28 protein-coding genes are annotated in these 24,071 nt (G+C 65.9%); 9 read left to right on the top strand and 19 right to left on the bottom strand.

The genetic code is table 11. The annotated features are described in order from the left end of the window. Positions 1-34: 34 nt before the first annotated feature. The 5 genes from ACR9ZJ_RS05565 to zwf form a co-directional block, all read right to left on the bottom strand. Positions 35-796 carry a LytR/AlgR family response regulator transcription factor gene (locus ACR9ZJ_RS05565; protein ID WP_481287117.1) on the bottom strand — a complete coding sequence of 254 codons (762 nt, stop codon included), beginning with the start codon at positions 794-796 and terminating at the stop codon, positions 35-37. Continuing rightward, a complete protein-coding gene (locus ACR9ZJ_RS05560; protein ID WP_481280323.1) occupies positions 793-1,818 on the bottom strand; it encodes a sensor histidine kinase in 1,026 nt (341 codons plus the stop codon). The genes ACR9ZJ_RS05565 and ACR9ZJ_RS05560 overlap by 4 nt, the downstream gene beginning before the upstream one ends. A 121-nt stretch (positions 1,819-1,939) precedes the next feature. Continuing rightward, a complete protein-coding gene (gene msrA, locus ACR9ZJ_RS05555) occupies positions 1,940-2,440 on the bottom strand; it encodes a peptide-methionine (S)-S-oxide reductase MsrA (RefSeq protein WP_481280322.1) in 501 nt (166 codons plus the stop codon). Further along, on the bottom strand, positions 2,437-2,898 hold the full coding sequence (gene msrB, locus ACR9ZJ_RS05550) for a peptide-methionine (R)-S-oxide reductase MsrB (RefSeq protein WP_481280321.1): 462 nt from the start codon (positions 2,896-2,898) through the stop codon (positions 2,437-2,439). Before msrB ends, msrA begins: the two co-directional genes overlap by 4 nt. A 121-nt stretch (positions 2,899-3,019) precedes the next feature. Beyond that, positions 3,020-4,507 carry a glucose-6-phosphate dehydrogenase gene (gene zwf / locus ACR9ZJ_RS05545; protein ID WP_481287116.1) on the bottom strand — a complete coding sequence of 496 codons (1,488 nt, stop codon included), beginning with the start codon at positions 4,505-4,507 and terminating at the stop codon, positions 3,020-3,022. Between the two features lie 245 nt (positions 4,508-4,752). Here zwf and ACR9ZJ_RS05540 point away from each other — a divergent pair, with 245 nt between their 5' ends. Beyond that, positions 4,753-5,499 carry a glucose 1-dehydrogenase gene (locus ACR9ZJ_RS05540; RefSeq protein ID WP_481280319.1) on the top strand — a complete coding sequence of 249 codons (747 nt, stop codon included), beginning with the start codon at positions 4,753-4,755 and terminating at the stop codon, positions 5,497-5,499. 10 nt (positions 5,500-5,509) lie between these two features. Here the strand turns inward: ACR9ZJ_RS05540 and yjjX are convergent, their stop codons facing one another. The 3 genes from yjjX to ACR9ZJ_RS05525 all read right to left on the bottom strand — a co-directional run bounded on the left by yjjX (position 5,510) and on the right by ACR9ZJ_RS05525 (position 8,471). After that, entirely contained in the window at positions 5,510-6,070 is a 561-nt protein-coding gene (gene yjjX, locus ACR9ZJ_RS05535; RefSeq protein ID WP_481287115.1) for an inosine/xanthosine triphosphatase, read from the bottom strand. 13 nt (positions 6,071-6,083) lie between these two features. Beyond that, a complete protein-coding gene (gene pgm / locus ACR9ZJ_RS05530) occupies positions 6,084-7,730 on the bottom strand; it encodes a phosphoglucomutase (alpha-D-glucose-1,6-bisphosphate-dependent) (protein WP_481287114.1) in 1,647 nt (548 codons plus the stop codon). A 102-nt stretch (positions 7,731-7,832) separates the two neighbouring features. Next, the gene (locus tag ACR9ZJ_RS05525; protein WP_481280316.1) at positions 7,833-8,471 is read right to left on the bottom strand and encodes a response regulator; all 639 of its coding nucleotides are present in this window, start codon (positions 8,469-8,471) and stop codon (positions 7,833-7,835) included. A gap of 93 nt (positions 8,472-8,564) precedes the next feature. On the opposite strand from ACR9ZJ_RS05525, the gene ACR9ZJ_RS05520 reads away from it, so the two are divergent. Further along, the gene (locus tag ACR9ZJ_RS05520) at positions 8,565-9,401 is read left to right on the top strand and encodes a hypothetical protein (RefSeq protein WP_481287113.1); all 837 of its coding nucleotides are present in this window, start codon (positions 8,565-8,567) and stop codon (positions 9,399-9,401) included. Between the two features lie 5 nt (positions 9,402-9,406). Continuing rightward, a complete protein-coding gene (locus ACR9ZJ_RS05515; protein ID WP_481287128.1) occupies positions 9,407-10,231 on the top strand; it encodes an NAD-dependent protein deacetylase in 825 nt (274 codons plus the stop codon). Here ACR9ZJ_RS05515 and tadA read toward each other — a convergent pair. From tadA to ACR9ZJ_RS05490, 5 genes are all read right to left on the bottom strand, one after another. After that, entirely contained in the window at positions 10,228-10,725 is a 498-nt protein-coding gene (gene tadA, locus ACR9ZJ_RS05510; protein WP_481287112.1) for a tRNA adenosine(34) deaminase TadA, read from the bottom strand. The two genes, ACR9ZJ_RS05515 and tadA, sit on opposite strands and share 4 nt — an antisense overlap. Positions 10,726-10,872: 147 nt before the next feature. Further along, on the bottom strand, positions 10,873-11,424 hold the full coding sequence (locus ACR9ZJ_RS05505; RefSeq protein ID WP_481287111.1) for a DNA-3-methyladenine glycosylase I: 552 nt from the start codon (positions 11,422-11,424) through the stop codon (positions 10,873-10,875). A 39-nt stretch (positions 11,425-11,463) separates the two neighbouring features. After that, positions 11,464-11,925: a nuclear transport factor 2 family protein gene (locus tag ACR9ZJ_RS05500; RefSeq protein WP_481287110.1), complete on the bottom strand. Its 462-nt coding sequence runs from the start codon at positions 11,923-11,925 to the stop codon at positions 11,464-11,466. Between the two features lie 89 nt (positions 11,926-12,014). After that, a complete protein-coding gene (locus ACR9ZJ_RS05495; protein WP_481287109.1) occupies positions 12,015-13,175 on the bottom strand; it encodes an NADH:flavin oxidoreductase/NADH oxidase in 1,161 nt (386 codons plus the stop codon). A 74-nt stretch (positions 13,176-13,249) separates the two neighbouring features. Then, a complete protein-coding gene (locus tag ACR9ZJ_RS05490) occupies positions 13,250-14,086 on the bottom strand; it encodes a helix-turn-helix transcriptional regulator (protein ID WP_481287108.1) in 837 nt (278 codons plus the stop codon). 94 nt (positions 14,087-14,180) lie between these two features. On the opposite strand from ACR9ZJ_RS05490, the gene ACR9ZJ_RS05485 reads away from it, so the two are divergent. Then, positions 14,181-15,077, top strand: a complete 897-nt coding sequence (locus ACR9ZJ_RS05485; RefSeq protein ID WP_481287107.1) for an SDR family oxidoreductase — start codon at positions 14,181-14,183, stop codon at positions 15,075-15,077. On the opposite strand, the gene ACR9ZJ_RS05480 is transcribed toward ACR9ZJ_RS05485, so the two are convergent. Together ACR9ZJ_RS05480 and ACR9ZJ_RS05475 are read right to left on the bottom strand one after the other, a co-directional pair. Next, a complete protein-coding gene (locus tag ACR9ZJ_RS05480; protein WP_481280309.1) occupies positions 15,059-15,715 on the bottom strand; it encodes a dihydrofolate reductase family protein in 657 nt (218 codons plus the stop codon). The genes ACR9ZJ_RS05485 and ACR9ZJ_RS05480 overlap by 19 nt on opposite strands. Positions 15,716-15,788: 73 nt before the next feature. Continuing rightward, positions 15,789-16,457 carry an O-methyltransferase gene (locus ACR9ZJ_RS05475; RefSeq protein WP_481287106.1) on the bottom strand — a complete coding sequence of 223 codons (669 nt, stop codon included), beginning with the start codon at positions 16,455-16,457 and terminating at the stop codon, positions 15,789-15,791. Positions 16,458-16,549: 92 nt separating this feature from the next. Here ACR9ZJ_RS05475 and ACR9ZJ_RS05470 point away from each other — a divergent pair, with 92 nt between their 5' ends. Further along, on the top strand, positions 16,550-17,230 hold the full coding sequence (locus ACR9ZJ_RS05470; RefSeq protein WP_481287105.1) for a TetR/AcrR family transcriptional regulator: 681 nt from the start codon (positions 16,550-16,552) through the stop codon (positions 17,228-17,230). On the opposite strand, the gene ACR9ZJ_RS05465 is transcribed toward ACR9ZJ_RS05470, so the two are convergent. Next, a complete protein-coding gene (locus tag ACR9ZJ_RS05465) occupies positions 17,155-18,039 on the bottom strand; it encodes a LysR family transcriptional regulator (protein ID WP_481287127.1) in 885 nt (294 codons plus the stop codon). The genes ACR9ZJ_RS05470 and ACR9ZJ_RS05465 overlap by 76 nt on opposite strands. Before the next feature lie 121 nt (positions 18,040-18,160). Here ACR9ZJ_RS05465 and ACR9ZJ_RS05460 point away from each other — a divergent pair, with 121 nt between their 5' ends. Next, the gene (locus ACR9ZJ_RS05460; protein WP_481287104.1) at positions 18,161-19,036 is read left to right on the top strand and encodes an aldo/keto reductase family oxidoreductase; all 876 of its coding nucleotides are present in this window, start codon (positions 18,161-18,163) and stop codon (positions 19,034-19,036) included. Here ACR9ZJ_RS05460 and ACR9ZJ_RS05455 read toward each other — a convergent pair whose 3' ends face one another. Beyond that, on the bottom strand, positions 19,037-19,957 hold the full coding sequence (locus ACR9ZJ_RS05455) for an alpha/beta fold hydrolase (protein ID WP_481287103.1): 921 nt from the start codon (positions 19,955-19,957) through the stop codon (positions 19,037-19,039). 78 nt (positions 19,958-20,035) lie between these two features. On the opposite strand from ACR9ZJ_RS05455, the gene ACR9ZJ_RS05450 reads away from it, so the two are divergent. Then, on the top strand, positions 20,036-20,509 hold the full coding sequence (locus tag ACR9ZJ_RS05450; protein ID WP_481287102.1) for a winged helix-turn-helix transcriptional regulator: 474 nt from the start codon (positions 20,036-20,038) through the stop codon (positions 20,507-20,509). Here the strand turns inward: ACR9ZJ_RS05450 and ACR9ZJ_RS05445 are convergent. Together ACR9ZJ_RS05445 and ACR9ZJ_RS05440 are read right to left on the bottom strand one after the other, a co-directional pair. Next, positions 20,506-20,982, bottom strand: coding sequence for a VOC family protein (locus tag ACR9ZJ_RS05445; protein ID WP_481280303.1), 477 nt, complete (start codon positions 20,980-20,982; stop codon positions 20,506-20,508). The genes ACR9ZJ_RS05450 and ACR9ZJ_RS05445 overlap by 4 nt on opposite strands. Before the next feature lie 84 nt (positions 20,983-21,066). Continuing rightward, on the bottom strand, positions 21,067-21,792 hold the full coding sequence (locus ACR9ZJ_RS05440; protein WP_481280302.1) for a TetR/AcrR family transcriptional regulator: 726 nt from the start codon (positions 21,790-21,792) through the stop codon (positions 21,067-21,069). Here ACR9ZJ_RS05440 and ACR9ZJ_RS05435 point away from each other — a divergent pair. Beyond that, positions 21,781-23,313, top strand: a complete 1,533-nt coding sequence (locus tag ACR9ZJ_RS05435) for an FAD-dependent monooxygenase (protein ID WP_481287101.1) — start codon at positions 21,781-21,783, stop codon at positions 23,311-23,313. The genes ACR9ZJ_RS05440 and ACR9ZJ_RS05435 overlap by 12 nt on opposite strands. Further along, positions 23,310-24,071, top strand: a 762-nt coding sequence (locus tag ACR9ZJ_RS05430; RefSeq protein WP_481287100.1) for an FAD-dependent oxidoreductase, incomplete at its 3' end; no start/stop codon positions are given. The genes ACR9ZJ_RS05435 and ACR9ZJ_RS05430, both read left to right, overlap by 4 nt.

The raw sequence follows: 24,071 nt of genomic DNA, 5'->3' as shown, positions 1-24,071 counted from the left end.
AGGACGGATGCGGCGACAGGAAGCGGAGCCAAGCTCAGGCCCCGAGGGAGAGGCCTTCGGGCAGGTTCGCCAGGTAGCGGCGCGTCCAGGTGACTCGCGCACCGTCGGCCAACAGAAGCCGCCGTTCGCCGTCGGGCCAGGGCTGCACCTCGCGCACCGCGTCGAGACGGACGATCGCCGATCGGTTCACCCGCACGAACTGACGGGGATTCAGGCGACCCTGCATCGCGTCCAGCGTTCCCCTCAGCCGATGGGCCGTGCCGTCCACATACACGTCCAGGTAGTTGCGGTCGGATTCGATGCGGTCGATGCGCTCGACGCGCACCAGTTCGGCGGCATCGCCACTGGGCAGTAGCAGGCGATCCAGATAGCGTTGCGGAAGCGGCGCGTCCCCCAGCAGTCCCTCCACGCGTACCGCTATCCCGAGCGCGGGTGCCACCTTGTCGCGCAAGCGCGCCAACGCACGGGCGAAGCGCTCCGGTCCCACCGGCTTCAGCAGGTAGTCGAAAGCATGCACCTCGAACGCGCGTACCGCCTGGTCGTCGTGCGCGGTGACGAAGACGATCTCCGCCGGCAACGGATCGCCCAACGCCTGCAAGACGGCGAAGCCGTCGAGGCCGGGCATGCTGATGTCCAGGAAGACCACGTCGGGGCGGTCGCGCTGGATCAACCTCACCGCTTCACGGCCATCGGACGCTTCGCCGATCCATTGCACGCCCTCGCTTTCGGCGAGGTAGCGACGCAGCTTGGCCCGTGCGGGAGCCTCGTCGTCGACCACGACCGCGCGCAGGCTCATGCGACCTCCCAGCGCCTGGCCGGCAGCCAGACGCTGACGACGCTGCCGCCGCCGACCACTGGCTCGAGCCGTACCCCCGCCTCTTCGCCATAAAGGTGCCGAAGCCGTGCCCCGACATTGCCCAGGCCGATGCCGTGCCCCGGCCGGGCCATGGCACCGCCGCCGTCATCGCGCACGCGAACAGTGAGCCTGCCGGCTTCGCGCGAGGCGTCCACGCGCACGCGCCGTCCATCGCCGGAGCCGCCGTGTTCGATGGCGTTCTCCACCAGCGGCTGGAGCAGCAGGAAGGGAATCCGCAGGTCGTCGAGCGAGGGATTCGCCTCGACCTGCACGTCCAGCCCGTCGCCGAAGCGAACGCGCTGGATGTCCGTGTATAACGAGACCAGGCGCCATTCTTCGGCGAGGCTGTGCTCATGGCTGGATGCGGACAACGTGTTGCGCAGCAACTCACCGATACGTGAAAGCATTTCGTCGGCCACGCGCGGCCGCTCGTACATCAGCTCCGACACGGCGTTGAGCGTGTTGAAAAGGAAGTGCGGGTTGAGTTGCAGGCGCAAGGCGTCCAACCTCGCCTCGGACAATGCGGACTCCAGTTGCGCGGCGCGCAATTCCCGCGCCTGCCCCTCCCTGTAGCGGTCGAACAGCCACACCCCGGCCACGATCACCACGTAGAAGAACAGCTGCGTCGGCATCTCCATCAGGTAGCGCCAGTGCGTCGGCGAATAAGCGAACTCGGGCATGCCGGCCGCACCGAACACGAGCTGGCGAAAGGCGATCATCAAGCTGGTCTGGGCGATCGACAGCGCGAGGAACAAGCCCGCGTGCGCAAGCCAGGTACGCGGCATGCGCCGCAGCATCAGGAACAGTGCCGGCAGGAAGACGCCGAAGCTCAGCGAGCCGGTGAGTTCGTCGATCAGCTTCGGCGCGAAGAGCGACGGATGGCCATTGGCGACGTCGACGAGATACCGGTTGGTGGCGCGCAGCACGCCGATGGCGACGAGCAGGGCGAGCCAGGGCCACACGCCGTGGCCATGCCGCCAGGACGGTCGAGATCCCTTACCGATCGCACTCTCCATGCCTTGCCCGCCCCCTGCGTTGCCAGCACCCCGCGGCTCTTATACCAGAGCCGGGGGTGCTGCCGGGTCAAGTGGCGCGGCGGGGCAATACCCAGTCCGGCCGGATGAAGTGGCAGGTGTATCCGTTGGGGTACTTCTCCAGGTAATCCTGGTGCTCGGGCTCGGCTTCCCAGAACGGTCCGGCCGGCGCCACCTCGGTCACCACCTTGCCCGGCCACAGGCCGGAGGCGTTCACGTCGGCGATGGTGTCCTCGGCCACGGCCTTCTGCTCGTCGTCGAGGTAGAAGATCGCCGAGCGATAGCTCTCGCCCAGATCGTTGCCCTGCCGGTTCAGCGTGGTCGGGTCGTGTATCTGGAAGAAGAACTCCAGCACCTTGCGGTAGCTCAGCTTGTCCGGATCGAACTCGATCTCGATCGCCTCGGCGTGGCTGCCGTGGTTGCGATAGGTGGCATGGGGCACGTCGCCGCCGGTATAGCCGACGCGGGTGGAGATCACTCCCGGCTGCTTGCGGATCAGGTCCTGCATGCCCCAGAAGCAACCGCCGGCGAGAATGGCGCGCGCGGTCATGCGACACCTCCCTTCGCGTCGGCGAACAGGCTCGCGTACTGCCCGTAGCCCTCCTTCTCCAGGTCGGCCAGGGGGATGAAGCGCAGCGAGGCGGAGTTGATGCAATAACGCAGGCCGCCGCGGTCGCGCGGGCCGTCGGGGAAGACATGGCCCAGGTGGCTGTCGGCGTGGGTCGAGCGGACCTCGGTCCGGACCATGCCGTGGCTGACATCCTGCTTCTCGACGACATGCTCGTTTTCGAGTGGCTGGGTGAAGCTCGGCCAGCCGCAGCCGCTGTCGAATTTGTCGAGCGAGGAGAACAGCGGTTCACCCGAGACGATGTCGACGTAGATGCCCGGCGCGTGGCTGTCGTGGAACTCATTGTGGAACGGCCGCTCGGTGCCGCTCTGCTGGGTGACCCGGAACTGCTCGGGGGTCAACTTCGCCAATGCTTCGGGGGTCTTGCGATACTCGGACATGGAGGCCTCCAGGGGAAGGAAGGTTGCCTGGGAATGGGGCTCGGGGACCCTCTTCCCGGCACTCTCCACATAATGCGGCCGCCCGTCTTGGATGCAATGGGACAGGCGGCCGGGAGGCCCTTCAGGCGGCGATGTCCTCGACCCACTGGTGACCCGCCTGGCGCAACAGCTCGCGGGCCGAATCGGGGCCCCAGGTGCCGGCTTCATAGGTGTCGGGACCGTTCTCGTCCTCGCGCCAGCCTTCCAGGATCGGCGTCACCCACTGCCAGGCCGCCTCGGTCTCGTCCTTGCGGACGAACAACGCGGGACTGCCTTTCACGGCGTCCAGCATCAGCCCCTCGTAGGAGTCGCGGTAGCGGATGCGGCCCGGCTCACCGAGCCGGGACAACGCGTCGACCTCGTCCAGGCCGAAGCTGTTGCCGGGGTGCTTAACGAACAGCGGCAACGTGACGCTTTCGTTCGGCTGCACGCGGATCACGAGGCGGCTGCCCGGCCGCGCCTCGCCGAACAGGCCCGGCTCGCCCGCCCGGAACTGCACGACCACCTCGGTAAGCTTCTCGGGCATGCGCTTGCCCGAACGCAGGTAGAAGGGGACGCCACGCCAACGGGCATTGTCGATCTCCGCCTTCAAGGCGACGAAGGTCTCGGTGTTGCTGGGCGTCTCGCCCGGCAGCTCCTCGCGATAGGCAGGCACCGGCTTTCCGCCTGCCGTTCCCTGCACGTACTGGCCGCGCGCGACGTTCGCCCGCAAGTTGTGGCGATCGAGTGGCTTCAGCGATTTCAGTACGCGCACCTTCTCGTCGCGCAGCGCATCGGCGTCGAGCGACACGGGACGTTCCATGGCGACCACCGTGAGCACCTGCAACAAGTGGTTCTGGATCATGTCGCGCAACGCGCCGGACCCGTCGTAGTAACCGCCCCGGCCTTCGAGGCCGACGGTCTCGGCGGCAGTGATCTGCACGTACTCGATGGAGTCGCGATCCCACATGCGTTCCAGCATCGGGTTGGCGAAACGCAGCGCGATGATGTTCTGCACGGCTTCCTTGCCGAGGTAGTGATCGATGCGGAAGATGCTCCCCTCGGGGAAATAGCGGCCTACGCCTTCGTTGACCTTGCGTGCCGTTTCCAGGTCGGTGCCGATCGGCTTCTCCAGCACGATGCGCGACGACTCGCTGCGCAGTCCCTTCTCCGCCACGTTGCGTGCGATGTCGCCGTACAGGTCCGGCGCCGTGGCCAGATAGAAGACGCGCACCCTGTCGGCCGCGACATTCGATGCCAGCAGGGACTTCAGTCCCTCCCAGTTACCCGTGGATTCGGCGCCGTTGAGGCTCACATAGTGAACCATGCGCAGGAAGCGGTTCACCGTCCCGTCGATGAGTTCGTCGGCTCGCACGTGCTCGCGCAGCGCCTGGCGTGCTCGCTCGCGGTAGCCCTCGTCGTCCAGCGGTGAGCGTGCGGTACCCACGATGCGCGAATCGGCGGGAACCTGCCCTTCGGCGAAACGCCGGTACAGCGCAGGCAACAGCTTGCGCATCGTGAGGTCGCCTGTGGCACCGAAGATGACGTAATCGAAAGAATCTACGGGTTCGAGCGCGGTGGAACTGTTCATGTGGGGATTCCGATGGCGATTGGGTGGGCGGCATGCTGCCGTCACCTCGACCGGAACATGAATAAGGCGCCGTTCGCGCCTTTCAAGTACGTCTTTCCCAATCACCATTGCCTTGGCGGCATAAGTGTTATGAGCCGGGAGGTATGACAGCCCGCGCGCCCTCGTCCCCATGGATCGGTGCAGGGCCCCACATCGGGGCCGACCGCCCGTTGGGCGGACTCTCACTTAGTCCAAGGAACATCAACATGAGCAAGCTCAAAGACAAGGTCGCACTGGTCACCGGCGCATCCAAGGGCATCGGCGCGGGCATCGCCAAGGCGCTGGCGGCCGAAGGCGCATCGGTGATCGTGAACTACGCCTCCAGCAAGGCCGGCGCCGACAAGGTCGTGGCCGAGATCGAGGCGGCCGGTGGCAAGGCCGTGGCCGTGGGTGGCGATGTCTCCAAGCAAGCGGACGCGGAAAACCTCGTCGCTAAAACCATCGAGCATTTCGGCCGTCTGGACGTCCTGGTGAACAACTCCGGCGTCTACGAGTTCGCCTCGATCGAGGTGACGACCGAGGAGCTGTACCGCCGCACCTTCGACATCAACGTGCTCGGCACGCTCCTTGTCACCCAAGCGGCCGTGAAGCACCTGGACAAGGGTGCCAGCATCGTCAACATCGGTTCCACCGCCACCCGCATCACGCCGCCCGAGAGCGCCGTCTACACCGGTACCAAGGGTGCGGTGGACGCGATCACGGGCGTGCTCGCCCGCGAACTGGGTCCGCGCGGTATCCGCGTGAACGCGGTGAACCCGGGCATGGTGATCACCGAAGGCGTGAAGGCGGCAGGCATCGAGGGTTCCGACTTCGAGGCCTTCGCGGTCAGCCAGACGCCGCTCGGCCGTGTCGGCCAGGTGGACGACATCGCCCCCATCGTCGCCTTCCTGGCCTCGGACGACGCGCGCTGGATCACCGGCGAACTGATCATCGCCTCGGGCGGCATGCGCTGACGCCGGGCGGTCAGACGGCAGGCCGGAGCCCGTAGAGTTCCGGATGGAGGAACGGCGCCATCGCCAGCACCATCGCCTGTGTGTACGCGCCCTCGCGTGTCGCATGGCCGTTGGTGACCAGGCCGATGGCGCCGCCCTGCTGCTTGATGTTCACCGTGTTGAACAGGCGGTCCATCACGTCGCCGAGTTCCTCGCCCTCGAGCAGGGCTTCGTAGACCGCAGGCGGCAGGGGCAGCCACGCGCTGCACCCTACCGATACGTCGACACCGTTCGCGATGGCGACATAGCCGAACGTACCGGGACCATCCTCGGTGACATCGACGCCGCCTTCCAGCGCGACGTAGAAATCGGCCTCGCCATGCTGCCGGCAGAAGTTCATGCGATTGATCGCGCCCTCGCGGGTTTCCGCGGCGGACATGGGCTGGTCGTGAACGCCCGAAGGCGCGTGCATGCCCTCGCACTCGACCAGGCGGCCGGGGAACAGCGGCGCCAGCGCGTTACGCACGGCGCCGATCTTGACCGGATTGCGCGAGCCGACCAGGACCTTGATCGGCGTGTTGTCGTTGGACATCGGAACCTCGGTATCAGCCGGAAAGAGCGCGGTCGACCATCGCCTGGGCCTCGGCGAGGACGGTCTGCAGATGCTCCTTGCCGCGGAAGCTCTCGCCATAGACCTTGTAGATGTCCTCGGTGCCCGACGGACGCGCGGCGAACCAGCCGTTCGCCGAGATCACCTTGATGCCGCCTATGGCCTGGCCGCCCGCCTTGTTGGTCACCTCGACGATCGGATCGCCCGCGAGGGTCCGGGAGGTGACCTGCTCCGGCGCCAGCTTCGACAGCTTCGCCTTCTGCGCATGGTTGGCCGGGGCGTCGATGCGCGCGTTGGCTGGTTCGCCCAGCTGCCTGGTGATGTCCGAATACAACTCACCCGGGTCCTTGCCGAGGCGAGCCGTCATCTCGCCGGCAAGCAAGGCCGCCACGATGCCGTCCTTGTCGGTGGACCATGCCGATGCATCCTTGGCCAGGAACGACGCGCCGGCGCTCTCCTCGCAGCCAAAGCCGATGCTGCCGTCGTACAGGCCCGCGACGAAATACTTGAAGCCCACCGGCACCTCGCGCAACGGGCGGCCCAGGTGCCCGGCGATGCGGTCGAGCAGCGCGGTGCTCACCGCGGTCTTGCCGATGGCCGCGTCGGCACGCCAGCCGGGGCGATTCTGGAACAGATACCAGGCCGCGGCCGCAAGATAATGATTGGCCTGCATCAGGCCCGAACTCGGCGCGACGACGCCATGCCGGTCGTGGTCCGTGTCACAGGCGAAGGCCACGTCGAACTTGTCCTTCAGGCCGATCAGCCGCTGCATCGCATACGAGGACGATGGGTCCATGCGCACGCGGCCATCCCAGTCGAGCGACATGAACGAGAACGTCGGGTCGACGGTCTCGCTCACCACCGTGAGGTTCAGGCCATAGCGCTCGCCGATCGCGCTCCAGTAATGGACGCCCGCGCCACCGAGCGGATCGACGCCCATGCGCACGCCCTTCGCGCGGATGATTTCCAGGTCGAGCACGTCGTCCAGGTCGCCGACGTAGCGTTGCAGGAAATCGAATTCGTGCGTGCTTCCGGCCTTGCGGGCCTGGGCGAAGGGAATGCGTTTCACCTCGCGCAGGCCGCCTTCGATCAAGGCGTTGGCGCGCGCCGCGATCCACGACGTGGCGTCGGTATCCGCGGGACCGCCATGCGGGGGGTTGTACTTGATACCGCCACTGTCGGGCGGATTGTGCGACGGGGTGATGACGATGCCATCCGCGCGGCCGGTGTCGCGGCCGCGGTTGTGGACCAGGATGGCGTGCGACACCACGGGTGTCGGCGTGAACTCGCCACCGGCGGATACCTGCGTCTCCACGCCGTTTCCGGCCAGCACTTCCAGGGTGCTTTCAAAAGCCGGACCGGACAACGCATGGGTGTCGATGCCGACGAACACCGGGCCATCGACGCCATCCTTCGCACGATATTCACAAATCGCCTGGACCACGGCCAGCACGTGCCATTCATTGAATGAACGGTCGAACGAGGACCCCCGATGACCCGACGTGCCGAAGACCACCCTCTGTTCGGGCACGGATGGCTCGGGCTTGAGGTCGTGGTAGGCGGCGAGCAAGGCCGCCACGTCGACAGGCTGGCTCTCCGTCGCGGGCTTTCCCGCGAGTGGGCTGATCTTGGCACTCACCATGGCTCTCCTGGGATCCGGTCCCCAAGCATACGACGTGTTTTAAGAAATCTTCCATGTCCGTCGCGTCCGGCGATGGTTATCGTTGTGCCTGGCGATGGCGCATCACAAGCGCAGCCGCTCGATGTATTCGAAAATTTCGGCATCCGTGTCCAGTCGCAACTTTCGCATCGCGTTCGATTTCTGCTGGCTGACGGTCGACAATCCACGCCCGGTCGCCTTGGCGATATCGGTGACGCTGTTACCGGCCGCGAACAGCCGCAGGATCTTCAGTTCGCGCGGTGAAAGGTCGGCCAGCGTCCCGGACTTGCCCAGTGGCTCGCCATGTGGCGTGGCGACCAGATCGCGCACCGAACTACCGAGGTAGACATGATTCGACAGGATTTCCATCAACGCCTCGGGAATTTCCCGGGTGTCGCCGGACTTGCCGATGAGGCCGAGCACACCTGTCCCGATGATTTCGCGATACAACGCCGGATTGGCCAACGTCGTGATCACCATCACCGGAAGCGTGGGATGTCGCCGGCGTATCTCGTGCAACAGGACGAGACCATCCTGCCCCGGGGCAGGCATGCTGAAATCGGTGATCAGCGCGTCGCAGGGCGTCACTGCGAGCAGGTCGAGGAGTTCGGCCGGCGACTGGGCTTCGCCTACCACCGTCGCGAGGCCGTCTTTGGCCAGGGCGAGGCTGAGGCCCTTCAACACGACGGGGTGATCGTCCGCCAGAATGACGCGGTAGACCATGAGTGATCCATCCTTTCTTGCTTGTCCAACCACCCACGTGCCGGTCTGGAGCATCGTGGGCGGGCCGCAGAGTTGAGCACATCGCGCCTTCCGATGCCACTCCTGCATCGCATCGCCGCATGGTGGAAGCACCGCGGGACCGTCGCTTCACGACGGCGCATCGAGGCCAGCACCAGCCTGCCGCAACTACTGGGCAGGGTTGGCCGCCACTACGCGCGGGACGCGCTCGTACGCGGCATCCGGCTCGACTTCGAGATCGACCCGGCGCTCGACGGCGACCTGCACGGTCCGTTTTCCGCACTTGGCCGTGCGCTGTCCCTGCTGCTGGAACACGCGCTCCATGCCTGTACACGGTATGTCGCGCTACACGTGGACGTCGTCGGCGACGACGCGGCGACGCAGATCGTGCATTTCACGGTGGCCGACGAACACAGGCCCACGGCGGACGACCATGCCTGCCTGGACGAGGTGGCGAGGATGGTCGCCGCCGTCGGCGGCGTGGTCCATCGTGAATGGGACGCGGACATCGGCAACCGGATCATCGTCGAACTCGCCTTCGAACGGCCGCGCGTGCCACCACGCATCGACGTGGAGGCCTTGCGTTCCACGCTCGGTGGCGAACACGCGCTGCGCGAAGTGATCGCCGCACTCGACCGCGCGCTGAGCAGCGACCTCGCCGGCCTCGGGGCGCTGCTCGGCGAGCCGGGAACCGGCCACCTGCAAACCTGGCTGCACAGGGTATCGGGCGCCCTCGGCATGGCCGAGGCCACCGAATTGTCCTGCGTGGGACTGGCGCTCGAACGGGAGCTCGGGCAAGGGCGCAACCGCTACCTCGACCAGGCGATCCTGCGCTTCGCCGACGATGCCGGCCAGGTGCTGCGAGCCCTTCGGGAACACGTCGGGCCGATGGGCTATAGTCCCGGGTCGTGAGTACCCTGCCCTCCCCCGACACCGCCATCGCGGACCCGCTGCGCGGCTTCGTCGACGCGCATCCACGCTTGTTCGTCCTGACCGGCGCGGGCATCAGCACCGATTCGGGCATTCCCGATTATCGCGACGACCGCGGGGCGTGGAAACGAAGTCCGCCGATGACGTTGCAGGCATTCATGAGCGGGCCTGCCGCGCGGGCTCGCTATTGGGCGCGCGGCATGATCGGCTGGCGCCACTTCGCCGGTGTCGCGCCAAACGTGGCGCATCGCGCCCTGGCCGCCATGGAGCGCGCGGGCCGCATCGAACTGCTGCTCACGCAAAACGTCGATGGCCTGCACGAACGAGCCGGCAGCCTGAATGTCGTCGACCTGCATGGCCGGCTCGATCGCGTGCGTTGCATGCAATGCGGCGACCTCACCACGCGCGAGGCCATGCAATCGCGCCTGGAAGAGGCCAACCCCACGTGGATGGCCTTGCAGGCCACCATCGCGCCGGACGGCGACGCCGATCTCGATGAAGTCGATTTCTCCGCGTTTTCCATTCCGCCCTGCACGGTGTGTGGCGGCATCCTCAAGCCGGACGTCGTCTTCTTCGGCGAGAACGTGCCCCGCGCCCGCGTGGACACCGCGTGGGCGCACCTGGGCCGGGCCGATGCCATGCTGGTCGTGGGCTCGTCGCTGATGGTTTATTCGGGCTACCGGTTCGTGCTCGAGGCATCGCGCCGCGGCCTGCCCATCGCCTCGGTGAACCTTGGCGTGACGCGAGCCGACGGGCTGATCTCGCTGAAGATCGAGCGCTCCTGCGCTGAAGCACTGGCGCCGTACGCCTAGCGCCTGTCGCGGAAAAAGCGGCGCAGCAGATCGCCCGCCGCCTCGGCTTCCAGGCCACCCGTCACCTCGACGCGATGGTTGTGCCGGGGCGACACCAGGGTGTCGAAAACGCTGCCTGCCGCCCCGGTCTTCGGATCGGTGGCCCCGAACACCACGCGGGCGATGCGCGCGTGCACCATCGCCATCGCGCACATCGCGCACGGCTCCAGGGTGACGTAGAGCGTGGCCCCGGGAAACCGGTAGTTCGAAAGCGTCTCGCCCGCCGCGCGCAGTGCCTGGATCTCCGCATGCGCGGTGGGATCGTTGAGCGTGATGTTCCGGTTCCAGCCCTCGCCGACCGCCACGCCATCGAGCACGACCACGGCGCCGACCGGTACCTCGCCTTCGGCATCGCGCGCATGCACGGCCAGTTCGAGCGCGCGGGCCATCCACGCGCGATCGGCCTCGTCGAACGTGGCGTGGCTGGCGGACGGAATGGCGTCGGTCGGAAGCAAGGCGGCAACCCGGTATGCGGAACGGGGAATTCTACGCCACCAGCTCCGCGCCAGTGGGAGCGGACCCCACCGTACCCATGCCCTGGTGGGACCGAACCTCTCCATAAGCATGCCTGGTGGGAGCGGACCCTGTCCGCGATGTCCCCCTCAGCGCCTGAAACACCCCAGCGCATGATCGTCCACGATTCCCACCGCCTGCATCCAGGCATAGGTGATCGTCGGTCCCACGAACTTGAAGCCGCGCTTCTTCAGGTCTTTCGAGATGGTGACGGAGAGCGGCGTCTGCGCCTGTACCGTACGGCCATCCCCACGCAGCACCTTCCCGCCGGTGAACGACCAGCAATAGCGGTCGAAGTCCTCTCCACGGGCGCTCATGTCCTCATAAATGCGCGCGCCCTCGATCGTGGCCTCGATCTTGGCCCGCGAGCGGACGATTCCCGGATCGTCGAGCAGTCGCATGATGTCCTTCTCGCCGAAGCGGGCGACCTTGGCGGGGTCGAATCCCTTGAACGCCTTTCGGAAGTTCTCCCGCTTGCGCAGGATGGTGATCCACGACAGGCCGGCCTGGAAACCCTCCAGCATCAATTGCTCCCACAGCATGCGCGAGTCGTGCAGTGGCACGCCCCATTCCATGTCGTGATATTCCAGGTATAGCGGGTCCGTTCCCGCCCAGGCGCAACGCTTGGGTTCTTTGCTCATGAATCGTCGGCCTCGTGTCCACGCAGGCCGGGGAAGATATCAGAGGCCGAGGTCCGACAGCCCCGGATGGTCGTCGGGGCGGCGGCCGAGTGTCCAATGGAACTTGCGCTCGCTTTCCTTGATCGGCAAGTCGTTGATGCAGGCATAGCGATGGTGCATCTCGCCCGCGTCGTCGAATTCCCAGTTCTCGTTGCCATAGGACCGGAACCAGTTGCCGCTGTCGTCGTGCCATTCATAGGCGAAACGCACGGCGATGCGGTCGCCGGTGAAGGCCCAGAGTTCCTTGATCAAGCGGTATTCATGCTCCTTCGCCCATTTTCGGGTGAGGAAGGCGACGATGTCGGCCCGTCCGTTGACGAACTCCGCGCGATTGCGCCAGCGGCTATCCGGCGTGTACGCCAGCGCCACCTTCTCGGGGTTGCGGCTGTTCCATCCGTCCTCGGCCAGGCGGACCTTCTGGACGGCGGTTTCGTGCGTGAACGGGGGAATGGGCGCCGCCATGCTCGCGCTCCTTGCTGGAGGGAGCGCCCAGTGTAACGACGGCTGCGACAGGACGACTTGCATCATCTTGTCGCAGCCGCCCCGTCACCTCACCAGTACGCGCCGTTCTCGTCGCGCTCCCACGACGCCGTCGGCCCCACCGGCCCATCGACACCGAACAGGTGACGGTGCCGTGCCGGTTGCGACCGCAGGTACTGCTTTGGCGGGAGCACGGTGGCCCCTAACTCGGCCGCCGCATGCCAAGGCCAGCGGGGGTCGTAGAGGATCGTGCGCGCCAGTGCCACCATGTCCGCGTCGCCCGTGGCGACGATCGCCTCGGCTTGTTCGGGGCTGGTGATGAGACCGACCGCCACCACGGGCATCTTCACCGCCTGCTTCACGGCACGCGCGAACGGCACCTGGTAACTCGGGCCGACCGGGATGCGCTGCGCGGGGTGGAGCCCGCCGGTGGAAACATGGATGGCATCGCAGCCACGCGCTTCCAGCGCCTTGGCGAAGGCGATCGTCTGCTCCAGGTCCCAGCCGCCTTCCACCCAGTCGGTGGCCGATACGCGCATGGTGACCGCACGGTCGACGGGGAATGCCGCGCGCACCGCCTCGAAGACCTCGAGCGGGAACCGCATGCGGTTCTCCAACGAGCCGCCGTATTCGTCGGTGCGCCGGTTCGACAAGGGCGAGAGGAACTGGTGCAACAGGTAACCGTGCGCGCCGTGCAGCTGGACGAAATCCAGGCCCAGGCGCGCTGCGCGGACCGCCGCCGCCGCGAAGGCATCGCGGATACGGACCATGCCCTCGCGATCCAGGGCCACGGGGGCCACGTCGCCCTCGTTGAACGGTACGGCGGATGGCGCGACCGTCTGCCACCCGTGCGGATCGTCCGGCGGGAGCTGGTGCCCACCCGCCCAGGGGACCTCCGTGGATGCCTTGCGCCCCGCGTGGCCGAGCTGGATGCCGATCGCGGTGTGCGACCAGCGGCGGACGCTTTCGAGGGTGCGCCGCATCGCTTCCTCGGTCGCGTCGTCGTACAGGCCGACGTCGCCCCAGCTGATGCGGCCTTCGGGCAGCACGCCCGTCGCCTCGATCGTCAGCAGCGATGCGCCGGACATGGCGAGCTGGCCGAGGTGCATCTGGTGCCAATCGGTCATCCGGCCGTCCTCTGCCGAGTACTGGCACATGGGTGCGATGACGATACGGTTGGGCAACTCCAGGCGACGTACCTGGATCGGCTTGAATAGCGCGGGTTGCGCCATGGTGGTTCTCCTGAAGGGGTTTCGAAGGTGCAAGCCCACCACATGGTGTCACCCGGGGGATTGGCAACCCTTCTTCAATCCGGCGATGCGGCGAGGAGCGCCCTTATGCGCGCCGCGTCCGCGGGCGTGGCCGGGTTGTATACGATCATGCTGAGATCGGGCCGGCCATCGACCGTGAACGCGGAGTATTCCAACGTCAACAGTCCGCCATCCGAGTGACGAAAGATCTTCGTGCCTCCGCCATGGTGGCCGACGTCGTGGTTACGCCACATCGCGTCGAACTCGGCGCTCTCGCCACGCAACTCGGCGACGAAGGATTCGATCTCCCTGGATGCCCCCGCGCGCGCGACGTCCGCACGGAACGACGCGACGACGAAACGCGCGACGCTTTCCCAGTCGAGCTGCCGCTCCCTGACGCGGGAATGGGAGAAGATCAGGCGCAAGATGTTGCGGTCCGCGGCCATGAGTTCGCCGTAATCGGTCAACACCGCCGCCGCGGCGCGGTTCCAGGCGACCACGTCCCACGTGGCGGTACGCACGATGGCCGGGCTGAGGTCGAAGGCGTCGAGCACGCGCTGCAAGCGCGGCGTCACGTCCCCCTTCGCCTGATAGCGAACCTCCGGCGGCCGGCCCAGGCCGAGCAGGAAGAGATGCTCGCGTTCGACATCGGTAAGCATGAGCGCACGCGCGATGCGGTCGAGCACGTCGGCCGATGGAGCGCCACCCCTTCCCTGTTCGAGCCACGTGTACCAGGTGGCGCTGACGTTGGCGCGTTGGGCGACTTCTTCACGGCGCAAGCCCGGCGTGCGCCGCCGTACCGACGGGAATCCCAGGGCGGCCGCATCGAGCTTCTCGCGGCGGTCCCTCAGGAACTCTCCCAGCGCGTTGTTCCTGGCGAGCGGCACACTCATCGTATTAGTTCCCATACCCGTATAACGTCACTACTTCACCCCGATCGATCATCTGCGGAGAGTACGCCCATCATTCGATCGACGGGAGATTTCCATGCGTGTGTTCGTGACAGGTGCAACGGGTTTCGTCGGCTCGGCCGTCGTGAAGGAATTGCGAAATGCGGGACATGCCGTGCTCGGCCTCGCCCGCTCCGATGCAGGCGCTGCGTCACTGCGCGAGGCGGGTGCGGAGGTGCATCGCGGCTCGCTGGAGGATCTGGACAGCCTGCGCCGCGGGGCGTCCATGGCGGATGCCGTGATCCACGCGGGCTTCAACCACGACTTCTCCCGCTTCGCGGAAAACTGCGCGATGGACCGCGCCGCCATCCTTGCGCTCGGCGACGCCCTCCAGGGCTCGCAGCGCCCCCTGCTGGTCACCTCCGGCGTCGCGCATCTCGCCCATGGTCGTCTCGCCACGGAAGAAGACGGCCCGGTGCCGACATCCAGCACCTATCCGCGCGCCTCGGAAACGACGGCGTTCGAACTCGCGGCGCGTGGCGTGCACGCATCGGTGGTTCGCCTTCCTCCGTCCGTGCATGGCGAAGGAGACCACGGGTTCGTGCCTCGCCTCATCCAGTTCGCTCGCGAGAAAGGCGTGGCCGCATATATCGACGAGGGAACCAACCGGTGGCCTGCCGTGCATCGCATGGACGCCGCGCGCCTGTACCGCCTCGCCCTGGATGCCAATGCGATCGGCGGCCGGTTTCACGCCATCGCCGAAGAAGGCGTAGTGTTCCGGGACATCGCCGCGGTGATCGGCCGCCGCCTGGGCATTCCCGTCGCAAGCAAGACAGTCGAGGAAGCGAAGACCCACTTCGGCTGGTTCGCCATGTTCACCGGGATCGACGCGCCGACATCGAGCGAACGGACGCGCGCGCAGCTCGGCTGGCAACCGACGCAGCCGGGGCTGCTTGCCGATATCGACCAGCCGGCTTATTTCGGGGGCGTTTGACGAGCCAGCACCACGTGCATGGCGTTCTCACCCTGGGCATGTTCGACCACCGCATAGCCCAGGGCGGGAAGATCGATGCCCGTGAACAAGGCCTCGCCCCGGCCTAGTAGCACCGGCGAGATGGCCAGGTGCAACTCGTCGATCACGCCGGCTTGCAAGTATTGGCGGACGGTCGAGGCGCCGCCGCCGATGCGGATGTCGGCTGCGCCGGCTGCTTTCCTGGCTGACGCCAGTGCTTCGTCGATGCCACCGGTGACGAAATGGAAGACCGTGCCGCCTTCCATCTCGACCGGCGCCCGCGCATGCCGTGTCAGGACGAAGACAGGGCAATGATAGGGCGGTGTATCGCCCCACCAGCCCTTCCAGCGGTCGTCGGGCCATGCGCCGCGAACGGGACCGAACATGTTGCGGCCGAGGATCCAGGCGCCCATGCCTTGCATGGATCGCGCGGCATACGTCTCGTCGACCCCCGACGTGCCACCTTCCTCGCCCGTCATCGCATGGAAGGTTTTCGTACCGACCAGCCATCGGTGCAGCGCCTCGCCTCCCAGCCCGAGGGGTTGATCCAGGCTTTGCTCGGGTCCGGCCGCGAAGCCGTCCAGCGACAAGGTGAATCCAGCGACACGTACCTTCGTCATGCTCCGTCCCCTCTGTGCATACTTGTATGCTTCATGATGCCTTAGAGGGGGACAAGGCATCACGAAGATGACGTCAACCTCCGATCCGCACGGACAACTCGACATCCTCGTCGAAGGGCATGGACAGGTAGCCACGTGCCGGCGAACGCACGCGCGCCACATAGTCGGGGCTGTAATCGGCGTTGTCGGCGACGATGAAGGCGCCCGGCCTCAAGCGGCTTTCCACCAGGTCGAGGACCGCGGGATAGAGAGCCTTGGCACCATCGAGCAAGAGCAGGTCGATGGTCTCGGGAAGGCCGGTGGCCAACGTCTCCAAGGCATCGCCCTCGCGAATCTCTACCAGGTCGGCGAGACCACCGGCAATGAGGTTGTCCCGGGCCCGCGCCACCTTGGACGGCTCGAACTCGGTCGTGATGAGACGGCCGCCACCGTTGTCGCGCAAGGCGGCGGCGAGATGCAGGGTCGAGATGCCGAACGAAGTGCCGAACTCGACGATCGTCCGCGCGCCGCTTCCGCGTGCCAGCATGTAGAGCAGCTTGCCCGTCTCGCGGGAAACGGCCAACGGCATGTCCTTCAGGCGTCCATAGAAGTCCAGGTATTCGGTCGTGCTGCGCATGAGGCGCTCATGGTCGTCGCGCGAGAGCTCGGCGATGGCGGGGGCGCTTGCCGGGGAGGTCTGGTCCGCCTCGTGGAACAAGCGGTCGATCAGCGTGGCGAGCGGCGTGGCGGTAAGGGTGGACATGCGGTTTCTCCGGTCTGAAATGCGCTTGGGTTCGCGCCGGATTAGAATGCGATGGTTTAATCGCGTTTTCTAATCGCATTACGGCGCCGCCCATGACCGAACGCAGAAATCCGCCTATTTCCTCGCGAAAACAGCCCAAGCAGGCCCGCTCGTCCGGGCTTGTCGCCACCATCCTGGAAGCCGCGGCTCAGGTTTTGGCCAAGGAAGGCGCGCACCGCTTCACCACGGCACGGGTGGCCGAAAAAGCGGGCGTCAGCATCGGTTCGCTTTACCAGTATTTCCCGAACAAGGCGGCCATCCTCTTTCGCCTGCAAAGCGATGAATGGCGACAGACGACGAACCTGCTATGCGAGATCCTCGAGGACACGCGCCACCCGCCGCTCGCACGCCTGCGCACCCTCGTCCACGCTTTTATCCATTCCGAGTGCGAAGAGGCCACGATGCGCGTGGCCCTCAACGATGCAGCTCCGCTTTATCGCGATGCGCCCGAAGCGCGAGAGGCGAAGGCAGCGGGCGAACGTACGATCAGGCTTTTCATGCGGGAAGCACTGCCGGATGCCCCGGAGGCGCTCCGCATGCTCGCCGGGGACCTGATCACCACGACGTTCAGCGCGGTGGGCAAGCAGTTTTCGGAAACGCCACGCACGCACGCGGAGATCGAGGCGTATGCCGATGCCATGGCCGATATGTTTTGCGCCTACCTGGAGGCGGAGGCACGAACGAAGTCGACGAAAGCCTTGAGCGGCGGCGGCACGAGTCGCCGCCCGGGGTAATAGAGGAAGGGTCCGGAAAAACTCTGCCACCAAGGCTGGAGGATCGGTTCGAGCGCGCCACTGTCGAGGTACGGACGAAGCCAATCCTCGAACAGGTAGATGATGCCTGTGCCGGCGAGAGCGGCCTCGACATTGAGATCGGCACCGCCACCGATCCGCACGATCAACGGTCCGGCAGGGTCGACCCGAACGACCTCGCCATCGCGCTCGAACTCCCACGGTGGAATCGTTCCGCTGGGGAACCGGCCCCGCAGGCAGGCATGGTCGAGAAGGTCGTGCGGATGTTCCGGGCGACCACGACGCGCGAGGTACGACGGCGCCGCGGCCGTGGCGAAACGCTGCACGCGAGGCCCTATCGGCACGGCGATCATGTCTTGTTCCAGGCGCTCGTCGTAGCGAATGCCGGCGTCGCATCCAGCTTCGAGGATGTCGACGAAATTCTCCTCGGCGACGATCTCGAGGCGGATGTCCGGATAGGCGGCGAGGAACGGCGGCACGATCGCGGGCAGCACCAGTCGTGCGGCGACCACGGGCACGTTCAGGCGAAGCGTCCCCGCTGGCCTGTCGCGAAAGTCGTTCACCGTCTCGAGCGCCGCTTCCACTTCGGTCAATGCGGGGCCCAACCGCGACAACAAACCCTTGCCCGCATCGGTGGGGGCGACGCTCCGGGTCGTCCGGTTGAGCAGGCGGACGCCCGTCTGCGCCTCAAGGCGGCGCACCGCCTCGCTGAGGCTGGACGCGCTGGTCCCGTTCACCCGCGCGGCCTCACGGAATCCACCGGCACGGGCCACCGCGACGAATGCGTTCAGATCGTTCAGGTCGACTTTCATTGTTCGCCGTTCCGTACAGCCCGTACGGATTGTGCCGGATTATCGAAGCGGCGGAGAGTGGCTACCTTGAAGGTTCATCCGCACACGAAGAGATACCACCATGTCCAGCATCGACCGCGCCGGAACATTCACCCTCGGCGACCGCCGGGTGAAGCGCCTGGGCTACGGCGCCATGCAACTCGCCGGCCCCGGCGTGTTCGGCCCGCCCAAGGACCATGACGCGGCGGTGGCCGTGTTGCGCGAAGCCATCGCTTCCGGCGTGAACCATGTCGACACCAGCGACTTCTACGGTCCGCATGTCACGAATCGCCTGATCCGCGAAGCGCTCGCGCCCTACCCCGACGACCTCGTCATCGTCACCAAGATCGGCGCCCTGCGAGGCGAGGATAAGTCATGGCGCCCGGCCTTCTCGGCGAAGGAGCTCACCCAGGCGGTCCACGACAACCTGCGCAACCTCGGCCTCGACGTGCTCGACGTGGTCAACCTGCGAATCATGTTCGATGTGCACGGTCCCGCCGAAGGCTCGATCGAGGCACCCCTCACCGTCTTGGCCGAACTCCAGCGGCAAGGCCTCGTGCGTCGTATCGGGCTGAGCAATGTCACCTCGACGCAGGTCGCGGAGGGACGGCGCATCTGCGATATCGTGTGCGTGCAGAACCAGTACAACCTCGCGCATCGGGGCGACGACGCGCTCATCGACGAACTCGCCCGCCAAGACATCGCCTATGTGCCGTTCTTCCCGCTGGGTGGTTTCAGCCCGTTGCAGTCGTCCGTTCTTTCCGGGGTCGCCCAGCGACTCGACGCCACGCCGATGCAGGTAGCGCTCGCCTGGCTGCTTCGTCGCGCCCCGAACATCCTCCTGATTCCGGGCACCTCGTCCGTCGCGCACCTTCGCGAGAACCTTGCCGCCTCGGCTTTGGAGTTGCCCGAGGACGTGATGACGGAACTGGACGGCGTGGCGACACGGCCAGAGTGATCAGGTTCGCGCCAGGAATTCGCCGATTAACCGGCCGATCGGCCCTGGCGCGTCCTCCAGGCTGTAGTGCCCGACACCGTCGAGTGTGTGCACGGGCGCGTCTGGAAACACTTCGCTGAAGAGCGGAAGGAAATGCTCCGCCTGCAAGGTACGGTCGGCCGTCCCCCAGATCGCCAGCGCGGGCCTCGATGAAAGCGCGCGCACGGCGTCGGCGTCGGGAACCTCGAAACGATGCGCACCCGTGGCGAAACCCTTGGCCCAACCAATCGCACCCGCGCAATCCGCGGGCGTTTCGAAGTGCGCCCCATAGGCGCGCAACCATGTATCGCCGATCAACGCATGGTTCTCGAAACCGTTGAGCTTCAACGTGCTCAATATGTTGAAGCGCAATTCGCCCAGTACGTTCTCGAGACGACCGTGCGAGTCGGCCTCCACGATCCACTGGAACCATGGCGACGATCGGGCGTTCGCCAGCAGGTGCTCGCCGAGTCCGGCTTGCCCGAAAGGGGTCGGGCCATTGGTCGTGACGACGCGGCGAATGCGCCCGGGGTGACGCGCGGCGAGGCCCATGCCGACGGGGCCGCCGAAGTCGTGGAGAACCAGCGTTATCGCCGCCAGGTCCAGCGACAGCACGAAGTGTTCGAGGTTGTCGATGTGATCCTGCAGCCAGTAGGTGCGGTGCGCCGGCGTCTCGCTCTTGCCGAAACCCATGTGATCGGGAACCACGACCCTGTGTGTTCCGGCCAGCGCCCGCACGAGGTGGCGGAACAGATAGCCCCATGTCGGCTCGCCATGCAGGCACAGGACGACCTCCCCATCGCGCGGCCCCTCGTCCACGTAATGCATGCGGAACCCCGCGGCCTGGGTGAATCGAGGCATGAAGGGAAACGTGCCGTCGAAGGATGCATCGGAGCGGATCATGGGAAACCCTTGTTGAGGAATTATGGTTTCAATATGAAACCATTTGTCTTTTAGCAGACAAGGTTTTACCTTGCAACCATGGTCAAGAGAATCACCCATGAAGACTCCGCGTGCGGCGTCGCGCGCCCGCTCGACGCGATCGGCGATGGCTGGTCGTTATTGATCGTCCGCGACGCGTTCGGCGGGCTGCGCCGCTTCGGCGAATTCCAGAAGAGCCTTGGCCTCGCCAAGAACATCCTGGCGGCCCGGCTGAAGCACCTGGTGGCTTACGGCATCATGGAGGCGGTGCCCGCCTCGGACGGCGGCGCCTACCAGGAATATGTGCTCACCGAAAAAGGACGCGGCCTGTTTCCCCTGCTCGTCGCGTTAAGGCAATGGGGCGAGGATTTCTTCTTCGAACCGGGCGAACGGCACGTTTCTCTCGTGGATCGTCACGCGGGGCGCCCCGTCGCGAAAATGCGGCCGCGTTCCGAAGACGGCAGGGTTCTTCAACCGGAAGATACCGTCGTCATGATGCGTCCCGTGCGGGGTGGCAAACGGAAGGTCGACTAGCCGCCGCGAACGGCCGCCTCGATCTTCGCGATATCGATCTTGTGCATCGACATCATCGCCTCCATCGCGCGCTTGGCGGCGGCGCGATCGGGATGGCTCATCGCCGCGAGCAAGGCGCGTGGCGTGATCTGCCAGGAGTAGCCCCAGCGGTCCTTGCACCAGCCACAGGCATTCTCCTTGCCGCCACCGCCGACGATCGCGTTCCAGTAGCGATCCGTCTCGGCCTGGTCGTCGGTCAGGACCATGAAGCTGACCGATTCGTTGGCCTTGACGTCCGGTCCACCGTTGATGCCGACGAAGGCCTGGCCGAGCACGGTGAACTCGACGATCAACTCGGTGCCCGGCGGGCCGCCGGGATGATCCGTCGAGGCGTCCACATGGCTGTCCGGGAAAGTCGCCGCGTAGAACTCCGCGGCCTCGCGCGCTTCATTGCCATGGAACAAGAGACAATTCGTGAATTTACCGTCGGTCATCTCGCTTCTCCGTGGTCGGGGTGGCGTCGCCCGCGACTTTAACCACACCGGCGGGATGTGTCGAACCGGTCGGAAACGCGTACGTCAGCGCCCGCCCCGCGCCGCGATGCCACCCAGGATGAGATCGACCCCCGCGAGGAAATCCGCGCGGTCGTCGTGCTCGCGCATGCGGCCGGCGACACTGCGCGTGAAGGGATATTCGTTCGGATCGAGTTGGGACCAGACCGTCGCCATCGCGTCCAGGAAATCGGAGCGGTCGATGTCGTGCGTGCGGGCGAATTGCGTGTTGGCGGCGTTCTGCCCGGCAACGCCCAGGATGTAGTGCAACAGTGCCGAGGCCGCCGTCCACTGGTCTTCATCGGACAGGCCGAGGGCTCGAACCTGCTGGCCCAAGCACTCGACGATCCTCAGCATGGGCGCCTGCCCCGCCGCGCGGGTGAGTGTCGAGCCCACCCAGGGATGCGCGTCTATCGCGTCGAACAGGCCGAGGGCCAAAGCGCGGATGGTGTCTTCAGGCGAGGCTCCGGCCGCGCAGGGCGCCATCGTGCGCGCGACGACCGCATCGCAGGCCGCGGTCAGCAAGTCGCCCTTGTTCTCGACGTGCCAATAGATCGCGCCGGCCCCGGTCGCCAAGTGCTCGGAGAGCGCCCGAAAAGTGAGCCCGTCTTCTCCACGGCTGTCCAGGAGCGCGATCGATGCCTCGATGATGCGGTCCCGCGATAGCGATTCTTCTCGTCGTGCACGTTTGCCCATGTGCCATATATTGACATAAATGGAACGGCGTTCCAATATTATGGAATGACGTTCCATGACAACGAAAACTACGACGCGATCATCTCCGGCGCTGGCCCTGTGGGTCTGTTCCTGGCCTGCGAACTGGCCCTGGCCCGGTGCTCCGTGCTGGTGCTGGAAAGGACGGAAGACCCCGGCTCGCCGCTCAAACGGGTGCCCTTCGGGATACGCGGGCTCTGGGTGCCGACGATCGAGGCCCTTCACCGGCGCGGGCTGCTGCGTGAACTGCAGATCCACAAGCGCATCCAGAGTCCGCATCAACATGTCGGGCAGGGGCCACGCCGGCAAGCGGGGCATTTCGCCGGCATCCCCTTTCATGACGACGACATCGACACCGCCCGATGGCCCTATCGTCTGCCGGGCTCGGTACCCTCCCATCTGCTATCGGAAATGGAAGAACTCGAATCCGTGCTGGCCCGGCGCGCGGAAACCCTTGGCGTCCGCATCCTGCGCGGTCGAGCCGTAACGGGCTTCGAGCAGACCGGGCACGGGGTTGTCGTCCATTCCCACGAACAGGCTTTCGAAGGCCGATGGCTCGTGGGTTGCGATGGAAGCCGCAGTGCCGTTCGCAAACTGGGCGGCTTCGAATTCGCCGGTACCGAGCCGGAGTTCACCGGCTATACGGCGAAAGTGGACATCGCCGATCCGGAGAAGCTGAAGCCGGGCCGCATCACGACGCCCTACGGGATGTACTTGCAGTCGCAACCGGGTCATCTGGTAATGCAGGATTTCGACGGCGGTGCGTTTCATGCGGCCGGCACGCCCATCACCCGGGAACACGTGCAGGACGTTCTACGACGGATCTCCGACACCGATGTGAGCATCGACGCCTTGCACATCGCGGCGACGTGGACCGATCGCGCGCGACAGGCCACGGTCTATCGCAAGGGCCGCGTTTTCCTGGCAGGCGATGCCGCGCACATCCATTCGCCACTCGGCGGCCAGGGACTCAACCTGGGATTGGGCGATGCGATGAACCTTGGCTGGAAGCTTGCCGCGGCCATCAGGAACAAGGCACCAGGCGACTTGCTGGACAGCTATCACGCGGAGCGGCACCCGATCGGCGAAAGGATCCTGGACTGGTCACGCGCACAGGTCGCCATCATGCGACCCGAGCCGCACGCCCGCGCGCTGAACGCGATCGTCCGCGACCTGATGGATACGCGCGATGGCGCGACCTATTTCGCTGGAAAGGTATGGGGCATCTCCGCCCGCTATCCCTTCGGCGAGGGCCATCCCTTGCTGGGCCACAGTGTTCCCGAGTTCGAATTCGACGACGGCAGGACGATGGGTGGACTGATGCATGACGGCCGTGGTGTCCTTTTTGATTTCGTGGGGAACGCCTCGCTCGAAAAGTTCGCCGGCCAATACGGCGGTCACATCGCTTATGTCACAGCACGTCCGAAGGATTCCTTCGGACTGGGTGCCTTGTTGGTACGCCCGGACGGATACGTCGCATGGGTGTCGGAAGGCGTCCCCGATGTCGGCGGCCTGGATGACGCAGCCGCCCGCTGGTTCACGCGAGGAGCATCCTCATGAACTCCCCTGTCGCCATCATCGGTGCGGGCCTGGGTGGGCTGACGCTTGCGAGGGTGCTTCATGTCCATGGCATCGCGACGACGGTCTACGAAGCGGAAACCTCGGCAGACGCCCGCGGTCAGGGAGGACTGCTCGATATCCACGAGTACAACGGCCAGCTCGCGCTCAAGGCGGCGGGCCTCTTCGACGCGTTCCTCGGGATCATCCAGGCGGGCGCCGATGCCCAGAGGGTGCTCGACAAGCATGGCATCGTCCTGCTCGATGACCTGGACGAGGGCAACGGCAGCCGGCCCGAAGTGCACCGAGGCGACCTTCGCCGCATTCTGCTCGACTCGCTTCCCGCCGGCACGATTCAATGGGGACACAAGCTCACCGCCGCGAACCCGGTGGACGGCGGTCGGCACGCGCTCGCCTTCGCCAATGGCGCAACGGCAACCGTCGGTCTTCTCGTGGGTGCCGATGGCGCCTGGTCGAAAGTCCGCCCTCTTCTCTCCGACGCCGCACCCGCTTATGTCGGTACCTCTTTTATCGAGACGTACCTGTTCGACAGCGACAACCGCTATGGAGCCACCGCGAAAGCCGTGGGTGGCGGTTCGCTGCTGGCGATCGCGCCGGGCAAAGGCATCCTGGCCCACCGGGAGGCCAACGCCACGCTGCATGCCTACGTGGCCTTGAACGAGCCGGAGGAATGGATCGCCAGCATCGACTTCTCCGACCCGGCGACCGCGTTGGCACGCATCTGTCTCTTATACACATCT

This window comes from Luteibacter sp. KNZ12-1A (assembly GCF_056755675.1).
The sequence above is the reverse complement of the archived record's forward strand: the minus strand, read 5'-3'. Positions and strand labels throughout refer to the sequence as shown.

Bases quoted from the DNA above. Each gene is read 5' to 3' on its own strand.
- ACR9ZJ_RS05480 (WP_481280309.1), bottom strand. From the start codon at position 15,715: ATGACGAAGGTACGTGTCGCTGGATTCACCTTGTCGCTGGACGGCTTC.
- ACR9ZJ_RS05540 (WP_481280319.1), top strand. From the start codon at position 4,753: ATGAGCAAGCTCAAAGACAAGGTCGCACTGGTCACCGGCGCATCCAAG.
- pgm (WP_481287114.1), bottom strand. From the start codon at position 7,730: ATGGTGAGTGCCAAGATCAGCCCACTCGCGGGAAAGCCCGCGACGGAG.
- msrA (WP_481280322.1), bottom strand. From the start codon at position 2,440: ATGACCGCGCGCGCCATTCTCGCCGGCGGTTGCTTCTGGGGCATGCAG.
- msrB (WP_481280321.1), bottom strand. From the start codon at position 2,898: ATGTCCGAGTATCGCAAGACCCCCGAAGCATTGGCGAAGTTGACCCCC.
- ACR9ZJ_RS05525 (WP_481280316.1), bottom strand. From the start codon at position 8,471: ATGGTCTACCGCGTCATTCTGGCGGACGATCACCCCGTCGTGTTGAAG.
- ACR9ZJ_RS05500 (WP_481287110.1), bottom strand. From the start codon at position 11,925: ATGGCGGCGCCCATTCCCCCGTTCACGCACGAAACCGCCGTCCAGAAG.
- ACR9ZJ_RS05520 (WP_481287113.1), top strand. From the start codon at position 8,565: ATGCCACTCCTGCATCGCATCGCCGCATGGTGGAAGCACCGCGGGACC.
- yjjX (WP_481287115.1), bottom strand. From the start codon at position 6,070: ATGTCCAACGACAACACGCCGATCAAGGTCCTGGTCGGCTCGCGCAAT.
- ACR9ZJ_RS05460 (WP_481287104.1), top strand. From the start codon at position 18,161: ATGTCCAGCATCGACCGCGCCGGAACATTCACCCTCGGCGACCGCCGG.
- ACR9ZJ_RS05470 (WP_481287105.1), top strand. From the start codon at position 16,550: ATGACCGAACGCAGAAATCCGCCTATTTCCTCGCGAAAACAGCCCAAG.
- ACR9ZJ_RS05435 (WP_481287101.1), top strand. From the start codon at position 21,781: ATGACGTTCCATGACAACGAAAACTACGACGCGATCATCTCCGGCGCT.
- ACR9ZJ_RS05495 (WP_481287109.1), bottom strand. From the start codon at position 13,175: ATGGCGCAACCCGCGCTATTCAAGCCGATCCAGGTACGTCGCCTGGAG.
- ACR9ZJ_RS05455 (WP_481287103.1), bottom strand. From the start codon at position 19,957: ATGATCCGCTCCGATGCATCCTTCGACGGCACGTTTCCCTTCATGCCT.
- ACR9ZJ_RS05475 (WP_481287106.1), bottom strand. From the start codon at position 16,457: ATGTCCACCCTTACCGCCACGCCGCTCGCCACGCTGATCGACCGCTTG.
- ACR9ZJ_RS05485 (WP_481287107.1), top strand. From the start codon at position 14,181: ATGCGTGTGTTCGTGACAGGTGCAACGGGTTTCGTCGGCTCGGCCGTC.
- ACR9ZJ_RS05445 (WP_481280303.1), bottom strand. From the start codon at position 20,982: ATGACCGACGGTAAATTCACGAATTGTCTCTTGTTCCATGGCAATGAA.
- ACR9ZJ_RS05440 (WP_481280302.1), bottom strand. From the start codon at position 21,792: ATGGAACGTCATTCCATAATATTGGAACGCCGTTCCATTTATGTCAAT.
- ACR9ZJ_RS05505 (WP_481287111.1), bottom strand. From the start codon at position 11,424: ATGAGCAAAGAACCCAAGCGTTGCGCCTGGGCGGGAACGGACCCGCTA.
- ACR9ZJ_RS05490 (WP_481287108.1), bottom strand. From the start codon at position 14,086: ATGAGTGTGCCGCTCGCCAGGAACAACGCGCTGGGAGAGTTCCTGAGG.
- zwf (WP_481287116.1), bottom strand. From the start codon at position 4,507: ATGAACAGTTCCACCGCGCTCGAACCCGTAGATTCTTTCGATTACGTC.
- ACR9ZJ_RS05565 (WP_481287117.1), bottom strand. From the start codon at position 796: ATGAGCCTGCGCGCGGTCGTGGTCGACGACGAGGCTCCCGCACGGGCC.
- ACR9ZJ_RS05450 (WP_481287102.1), top strand. From the start codon at position 20,036: ATGGTCAAGAGAATCACCCATGAAGACTCCGCGTGCGGCGTCGCGCGC.